This window comes from Roseivirga sp. UBA1976 (assembly GCF_002336325.1).
GTDB classification, from domain to species: Bacteria; Bacteroidota; Bacteroidia; order Cytophagales; family Cyclobacteriaceae; genus Roseivirga; species Roseivirga thermotolerans.
On the sequence record NZ_DDDQ01000085.1, the window covers coordinates 1,104 to 8,953 of the forward strand.

At 41.4% G+C, this 7,850-nt stretch carries 7 protein-coding genes; 1 reads left to right on the forward strand and 6 read right to left on the reverse strand.

Annotation, left to right across the window (positions count from 1 at the left end):
- Positions 1 to 52: 52 nt before the first annotated feature.
- The 4 genes from B3763_RS08165 to B3763_RS08180 all read right to left on the reverse strand — a co-directional run bounded on the left by B3763_RS08165 (position 53) and on the right by B3763_RS08180 (position 4,330).
- Positions 53 to 1,090, reverse strand: coding sequence for an SUMF1/EgtB/PvdO family nonheme iron enzyme (locus B3763_RS08165; RefSeq protein ID WP_286745574.1), 1,038 nt, complete (start codon positions 1,088 to 1,090; stop codon positions 53 to 55).
- A 101-nt stretch (positions 1,091 to 1,191) separates the two neighbouring features.
- Positions 1,192 to 2,355 carry a 6-bladed beta-propeller gene (locus tag B3763_RS08170; protein ID WP_286745576.1) on the reverse strand — a complete coding sequence of 388 codons (1,164 nt, stop codon included), beginning with the start codon at positions 2,353 to 2,355 and terminating at the stop codon, positions 1,192 to 1,194.
- A gap of 302 nt (positions 2,356 to 2,657) precedes the next feature.
- The gene (locus tag B3763_RS08175; protein WP_189629453.1) at positions 2,658 to 3,542 is read right to left on the reverse strand and encodes a dienelactone hydrolase family protein; all 885 of its coding nucleotides are present in this window, start codon (positions 3,540 to 3,542) and stop codon (positions 2,658 to 2,660) included.
- Positions 3,543 to 3,673: 131 nt separating this feature from the next.
- The gene (locus B3763_RS08180; protein ID WP_286745579.1) at positions 3,674 to 4,330 is read right to left on the reverse strand and encodes a DUF4349 domain-containing protein; all 657 of its coding nucleotides are present in this window, start codon (positions 4,328 to 4,330) and stop codon (positions 3,674 to 3,676) included.
- 171 nt (positions 4,331 to 4,501) lie between these two features.
- Between B3763_RS08180 and B3763_RS08185 the strand changes: the two genes are divergently transcribed.
- Complete coding sequence (locus B3763_RS08185; RefSeq protein ID WP_286745580.1) at positions 4,502 to 5,422, forward strand: heme-binding protein; 921 nt, start codon at positions 4,502 to 4,504, stop codon at positions 5,420 to 5,422.
- A gap of 686 nt (positions 5,423 to 6,108) precedes the next feature.
- On the opposite strand, the gene B3763_RS08190 is transcribed toward B3763_RS08185, so the two are convergent.
- Both B3763_RS08190 and B3763_RS08195 read right to left on the reverse strand, forming a co-directional pair.
- Positions 6,109 to 6,942 carry a DNA-binding domain-containing protein gene (locus B3763_RS08190; RefSeq protein ID WP_286745581.1) on the reverse strand — a complete coding sequence of 278 codons (834 nt, stop codon included), beginning with the start codon at positions 6,940 to 6,942 and terminating at the stop codon, positions 6,109 to 6,111.
- Positions 6,939 to 7,850, reverse strand: a 912-nt coding sequence (locus tag B3763_RS08195) for a DUF692 domain-containing protein (RefSeq protein WP_286745583.1), incomplete at its 5' end; no start/stop codon positions are given. The genes B3763_RS08190 and B3763_RS08195, both read right to left, overlap by 4 nt.

The window sequence follows — 7,850 nt, forward strand, 5'->3', positions numbered from 1 at the left end:
AGCTTTCAACCGAGCCGTTAGAGATTTTCTGGATGATTAAAAAGGGAGAATTCTATTTTGTGTTGGCAACACAACGAAATCCGAATTTGAATAAATCTTCGAGTATTTTAGAGTCATCGATAATCAAAAAAGAGTTTAGAGATACTTCAGACGAAAAGGTGTTGTAAGAAGAAATTGTGGTTTTTAATGTTTCATTGATTTTGAACTGATCAAATAGAATTTCTGAGGTGTTTCCGTAAAGGTTGTAGATGCCTTGCTGATTGGGTCTGGAACTGTACACGTCTCGAATAATACCGGTGGAATTATGTCTTTGCCAACCAGATTTTTTCTCATCTTGAGTCATAGCCAACCATTGTGCTTTTGTTGGAAGTTGTAGGCCTGCCCATTCGGCATAAGTCAGAGCGTCTTTAAATGTTACATGAATAACGGGGTAGTCCATTTGGCTTTCCGTCCTGAGAGTTCCAAATTCATCATGTCGCCAGTTTACCGAATCAACTTCTACTAGCTCAAAAGTTCTTTCCCAACCATGGAATTTCTTTCTGTTGGCTTGTTCAAAATTTTCATAAGGCATTCTTTTTAATCTCTTCAAATAAGCGGAGGTCGCCCGCTTTATTTTTAGCACCTTAACTTTTTTATGTCCCAGTTCAGCTTCCGTAACATAGCCAGTATCATCTATAAACTCCTTGAATTGACGTAGAGTCACTTCGTTAGGCATGGTAAAGAATTTTGGAACAATTACCTTATTACCTTCCAGTTCAATTTTTGTTGTTGGTATCTCAATAAGGTCAGGTTGTTTGATGGATGCACCCGCGGTAAAAACAAGAGTTTCTAAGTGACTTATTTCTTCTTCCATAAATAAAGTGGGTGATTCACTTATTCTTTGCCCGGTTAGTGTTAAAGTTTTGTAGCTCACATGAGTTAAGAGGACTGAGTCTATGGAGTTAGATGTGTAATCAGTGTTTAATTCTATTTTTCCGTTTTTGTCACTTATGGCAATGAGTTTAAGGGTTTGCTTTGAACCTTGATTCAGTAGGGTTATAGCATGAACTCCTTCAATAGGTTTCTTCTCATTTTTATCATAAATGGTCAAAACAGGAGACTGCGCATTGAGGGTAGTACCTGCCAGAAGAAACGTCATAGTTAGTAAAAGTCTGTACTTCATTTGCCTAGTGGTGTATGAATGAAATAAGGTTACTTAAGCTTCAATCTTATGATAGGGGGATTTGAATTAGTTAGTGATTCTCTTGAGATAAGTGAGAACTTATCCAAAAGTATACCTTCATTATACGGTTCGCTAGATTCAAGAAATGAAAGAATTGCTTCAGGGTCAAAGTAGCAATAGATACTCTCATTATCCCGTCCTACAATATTTATTGAGTTTAACTTTACTTTATCATTAAGTTTTAAGCCCTTTACTATGCTAATCTCTTGATTAGAAGCAAAGCAAAAATAGTTTTGGTTTCCGCAAGTGAGGCTAAAAAAGAGGTGTTCCTTGAACAGAAAAACGTTGTCAAGATCATAGCAAAGCCCCATTTCTATAAGTGACTGATAATAGGAATCAGGGTATATGTGTCTCTCATTTAAGTCTTTAGAAGTCTTTCGATCCACAAGGTTTACTTTTATAAGAGGGAATATGGTTGCTGCACTGTCTAGGCTATAAATGTTGAAATCTCCATAGGAGACTATTGCTGTCTCGTTGTTGACTACAGAAATAGGGTTGGATGGTTCTATCCACAATTCTTTGTAAGGGGGCTGGCTTTCATATCCTTTAGAAAGAATGTTTAAATCCAGATCGGTAGTGTAAGTGTTGCTGCAAAAATTATCGTTACACTGATTAGATGTGCTAAACACCAGGTATTTTGGTTCAACGAATTCAAACGAATCGGCAAATAAAGTACTCCTGATTTTTGCCAGAAAATTCCCTTGAGCATCATATTTTAAAATGGAGAAGTAACCCTTAGAGTTATCTAAAATCCAGAGCTCAATAGTTCCATTATTATTAACAACTGTAAAGTCATTAATGTCCTGATATTCCGTTGGTCCTTCTCCCTCTACACCAATCTTTTGAATATAGCTTCCGCTAGAATCAAACTTGTACAGAGAGTTGGTGTAATCTTTGTCCAAAACAAAAATGAATTCCTCCAGACGATGAATCTTAGTTATAGAACCAATAAAGACTTCCTCACTGGAGAGCTCATAGATAGATATGGATGAAAAAAAATCGGTCAAATACCCATCTGTAGCTGTACCAATACTAATGTCGATTCGTTCTATGTTTTCATTATTTAAATTCTCTTCGCAAGAATAAAGAAGAAGGCTTAATAGCACTAGTCCAAATGGGGCTTTTATAGACATGTATGGCGCGTGTTGTTTATAAAAGAAGCTCTTTCTCCAGGGTTTGTTGGAAAAAGGAAATCTTAAGGTATAGCTTCTAACTCTTTTTTACAATATATACTCTAACCGTAGCTGAGTCTCATTACATTGAATAAAGAATACCAAAGACTTACTCTTGAATAACAGCATAGTTTGTTGGAGTAAACCATTTTTTACCTATTTAGCGAAACAGCTTTCAACCGAGCCGTTAGAGATTTTCTGGATGATTAACGGAGAGGTTAATTGCCCTTAGTTCAGTTCCTATCTCACGGCTATGGTACGCGTTACATCAAATGCTTTTTGAAAAAGGCAATGGTTCTTTGCCAGGCCAGAGTGGCAGCAGCCTCGTCATAGCGAGGGGTTGTATTGTTGTGAAAACCATGGTTTACATCAGGATACACAAAAGCCTCGTAGCTTACCCCATTGGCTTTTAGTGCCTGTTCGTAGTCCGGCCATCCGGCATTCACTCTACTATCCAGCCCCGCATATTGCAACATTAGAGGGGCTTTTATTTTGGCGGCATCTTCATTTGAAGGCTGGCTTCCATAAAAGGGTACGGCTGCACCCAGGTCGGGCAAGCGCACGGCCATCATATTGGAAATCCACCCACCAAAGCAGAAACCAACTACTCCCACTTTTCCGTTAGATTCAGGTCGGTTTTTAAGCCAATGATAAGCCGCTATAAAATCTTCAAGCATTTCATCCCTGTCTCGTTGCCGTTGCAGAGCCCGGCCCTCATCATCATTGCCGGGATAACCGCCCAACGGTGTTAGTGCATCCGGAGCAAGACTCATAAAACCATCGACAGCGCATCTTCGACCCACATCTTCTATGTATGGATTTAAACCTCTGTTTTCGTGTACTACAATTATGCCGGGTAGTTTGCCAGAAGCACCTTCTGGTTTCGAAAACAACCCTTTAATTTTTCCGCCCCCTTTTGGCGAATCGTAGGTAATATATTCACTACTCAAGCGGTCGTCATCAGCACTCACCAAAGCAGTGGTTTCATAATCGGGCATAATGAAGCTTAGAAGAGAGCTTATAGTGATACCACCAACGGCATAGACCGATAGTCGTTCAATGAATTTCCTGCGGTCAATCTTATTATGGGCATATTCATCATATAGGTCGAACACTTCTTGGCTAATGTCTTCTTTTTTGAGCGGCATAGTATAAGGGGTTGATTAACTGATAAATAAGTTAAGAAAATACCGGCTGTGTCTTACAAATCTTTTTACTGGCGGATTTGCGCTGGGCTTGAATGGCAACAGGAGGCCTGGTAATTTGTTTTTTAGGCCCGCTAGTTTCTCACAAACAACCACTTAACTCCTGAATAAATGCCTTTGCCAATAGCTCCGATTATACCGGCCTTCTTTTTTTGTTTGAGTACTACATTAATGATAGAGTGATCGATACTCGATTGGAGTCTCTTAAGCTCACTTTCGAGTATTTCTATTTCTCCACTTATTCTCTCCAACTCCTTCTCAATACTCAGCATGTCAGAAACGGAATTGGCTTGTTGTAAAAGGTTCAGGTACCTTTCTTTTACCTTTTTAAGGCTGCTAAGTCGGTCTTGTGAGTTGAATACCTGATTGGTTACGTCCCGGCTGTTTATTAGTCTTTGTTTTACTTTCCCTATACCGGCTAAGTCCTCAAGAGTTTTTGAAAAGGAGGCGGAAGGTATTCGATAGCTAAACTGATAGTTGTTTCTCGATATCAAAAGCCCATTGTTTTGGCCGAAAATACGATTGATGGTTTTAAAGCTACTGTCTGGGTGCTCTACTAGCAGTTCCATCAATGCCTCATGAGAAATTAAAGGTTCGGAACTGCTTGGTTCCGTCAACGCTACATCTATGGCTGAGGTATGGTTGGAGAGGCTATGCTGAGGTGGATTAGCGCCCCTGCAATTAATGAATAGCAGCAGGCTCAGTAGGGCTAAAAAGTAAGTTTTATTCATGATTGAGTGTTTATAGCGATAATAACGAGCTTCCACTTAATCTAGTACTACCGGTTGGTCTTGATTAGGAGCGGTTAGGTAGGTGTCATGTTCAATTATTGACCCTGTTTTAAAATCAGCCGGAAAAGTCTTACTTTAGATTACTTTTTTAACACACTAAATATCAGAACTATGGGAAAAATGGACCCGACAGTACTCGGAGCGAGGTTGCTGTCCGCAAAAGAATCACAGGAAATCGATCTAGGTATTTTACAAGGCTTTCTGGGCACTTGGGAAAGCAAACCCGGATCGGGCACAGGTTGGAATGTTATTGCCGTACCAGGTAACTCACCCTTTACTCCTCCGGCCGATGGTTTTGTTCTGGAGGTAATTCCATATTATGAAACATGGTCGTTTTCTCCGGCTGTTATTGCCGGTAATCGTGGTATGGAAGATGACCAGACCATTGTGGGATTAATCTATGAACAGAAGGTCTTTAGCGATTGCGATACCGAATTTTGTAATGCCCGAGGCTTTAGTAAGGGCACCGAAATTCATGCCGAAACAGGAATGTTGCTGAACATTACCAATTTCGATAGCGGCTTTAATGTGGCCAGACTCGGTAATATTCCGCATGGTAATTCAATCTTGTTAATGGGTAACTCCAGCGAATCTAACGGAAAGTTTGATTTTCCTGAGGCTAAAATAAGCCCAACTTTGGTTGATGGAGGAGGCGTGTTTGGTTATGGAGAAGAACAATATACCATGCATCCACGGTTTCCAGATTTCCCTCAGGCCAATCCTAACCAGCAGCTGGCCAATGATGTAAAGGATCAGAAGTTTGGTCAGGTTATTACGCTCAATCTGTCTTCTGAGAACGCCACAGGAGGTATCCTCAATACCCCATTCATAACCAAGAATACCGATGCTACAAAAATGAGCTGTATTTTTTGGCTAGAAGAGGTGTTGAACGCTAATGGTAGCAGTTCATGGCAGCTTCAATATTCACAGACGATCAACCTGGTGTTTCCTCCTTCTACAGCCCCTAACGGAAGGAAGTTTAATTGGCCTCATGTGGATATCAATACCCTGCAGAAGGTGGCCGATGTATAAGAAATTCTAATAGCCACCCCACCCGTCCGACCGCTCGAAGCGGTCGGACGGGTATAGAAAGCTATTTTATGCGGTTTCTTACAAATGAGCTATATCACACTTACAACAGGGGGAATAATAGGGAGAGGATATTTTTTGAAAAGGATAATTACCTTTTCTTCCTAAAGAAGATCAGAATAGAAGTAACCCCATTAGCAGACTTGCTGGCTTATTGCCTTATGCCTAATCACTATCATTTATTAATTAGAGTAAAAAGGGTAGATGGGCTGAATGACGAGCAAATTTCAAAACGTTTATCCAGAAAACTAGGAACACTATAAAGTAGCTATACACAAGCAATTAATAAAGCCCATAGCAGGACGGGGTCTTTATTTCAGCAAGGGGCTAAATCCAAGAACCTTGAAAGCTATGGACACATTTGTTTCCACTATATACACCAGAATCCGGTTTTGGCGGGACTCTGCCAGAGGGCAGAGGACTGGGAGTTTAGTTCTTACCGCGATTATATTGGTCTTAGAAATGGAAGTTTGCCAAGTAAGGCTGTGGCCTTTGGGTGTCTTGATGTTCCTTCCAACATTCAAGAATTTTACAGAGAGTCTCGGAAAGGCCTGACTGATAAAGAAATTGAGGGAATTAGATGACCCGTCCGACCGCTCCAAGCGGTCGGATGGGTGAATCGTATACATTTAAATGCTCAGGAGCAGGCTTTCAGTAAAGTATTCTTTCCATTTTGGCCAGACTTCCTGAAATGCTTTTTGGTCTATTCCTGTCTGCTCAATAAATGCCTTTAAGGTTGGAGCAAATTGTCCATGCATTTTCCAAAGGTTGAGGAAGATGTATTGACCGCGATTCAGTTCGAACAGACCAATTCTAAAGTCTTTTGTCCTTGACAGAGCCACGTAGGTTGGCAAAGGGGTTGGTATTGCCGGAGACTTGCCTTTAATAGCCTGCTGATAATATTGGCTAATTGGAAACTTAAAAGCGAACAACTCCAGGGCCTCCACCAAACGAAGTTGCTCACTTGGAGTTTTCAGTAAGGCATATTCAAAGGTAGTGGAGAAGTCGGCATCGAAAATGCGGGTGATTTTATACTCAAACCTTACCAGCTCAATCATAAAATCGGGCCAGGTTTCGCGCTCTTCCGGTGCCAGCTCTTTGTCTGGTCTTGTTTCTTCAAGGTATTGAGCAAACCGGTGACCCAGCTCGTTGAGCGTATAGCTTTGCGAAGGATACTTCTGCAGGTAGTCATCGACAAACGCCTGAAATAGCTCTTTTCCGAGAGCCATCTGAAGTACCGAAAATTGCTTTTCCATGCAGTCGCGTAATCTGGCCAGGTAGCCTGTTTGGTAAATTTGCAATCGCTCATTCGCAGAGAGTCTGCTGTTGGGTTTAATGAGCTTCTCTACATCGTTCTTAAATGAGTCCGGCAAATAACTGTTGGGGTCGGTTTCGAAAGCGAGTGGAGACACCAGTATTTGTTGCATCCATTTTTGAGTGGCTGAAAGGCTTGGCTTTGTCATTGTAGTTCATGGCTAACTTCCGGTACTAAAAAACTCACCGGGTTAGAAACTTTAAGGTCTGTGGTTGATGGTGGGTTCATTTGAATGGGCCCCGGTTCACCCTCCATGTATTCCCTGGCTTTCAAAACTTCGGCATGGTACTCTTCAAAAGATGGAATATGGTTATCCCACTCCAGAAGCACTGAACAACCTCCGGTTTTTTGCCAGGCAATTCTAAACAGCTCCCAGACGGAATCTATTACCGGGCTATCATGTGTGTCTATTATGTGTGTGCCGCAATGCATGTGGCCGGCCAGGTGTATTTGCACAATTCGTTCGTGTGGGAGTTCTTCAATGTATTTTATAGGATCCCACTCATTGTTAAAACAGGTCACGTATACGTTGTTAACATCGAGAAGCAGACCGCAGCCACTCTGCTCGGCCATTTCCTTCAAGAACAAAGGTTCATGAATATCGGAATGCTGAAAGCTCAGGTAAGTGCTTGGGTTTTCGAGAATAAGTGGGCGTTCCAGAAAATCTTGCACCTGTTTAATACGCTGTACTATATGATTCAGAGTTTCTTCATTGAGTGGCACAGGAAGAAGGTCGTGTGTATTTAAGCCCAATACGCCCGTCCAGCAAAGGTGGTCACTAATCCATTTGGGTTGAATTTCGGAAGCTAGTTTTTTGAGCCGCTTTAAGTAGTCCATGTTCAGCGGGTCGGTGCTTCCTATGGAAAGAGAGACCCCATGCATAACCAAAGGATATTCTTCGGCAATTTGCCTTAGAAAGTTCATGGGCCTTCCACCGGAGTCCATGAAGTTTTCAGAGATAATCTCAAACCATTCTACTGGCGGATGATTTTCAGTGATGTATTTAAAGTGTTGGCTTCGGAGCCCCAGTCCTAAGCCTAATTGCGGCAGGGTTTG

Bases quoted from the DNA above. Each gene is read 5' to 3' on its own strand.
- B3763_RS08170 (WP_286745576.1), bottom strand. From the start codon at position 2,355: ATGTCTATAAAAGCCCCATTTGGACTAGTGCTATTAAGCCTTCTTCTT.
- B3763_RS08185 (WP_286745580.1), top strand. From the start codon at position 4,502: ATGGGAAAAATGGACCCGACAGTACTCGGAGCGAGGTTGCTGTCCGCA.
- B3763_RS08190 (WP_286745581.1), bottom strand. From the start codon at position 6,942: ATGACAAAGCCAAGCCTTTCAGCCACTCAAAAATGGATGCAACAAATA.
- B3763_RS08180 (WP_286745579.1), bottom strand. From the start codon at position 4,330: ATGAATAAAACTTACTTTTTAGCCCTACTGAGCCTGCTGCTATTCATT.
- B3763_RS08175 (WP_189629453.1), bottom strand. From the start codon at position 3,542: ATGCCGCTCAAAAAAGAAGACATTAGCCAAGAAGTGTTCGACCTATAT.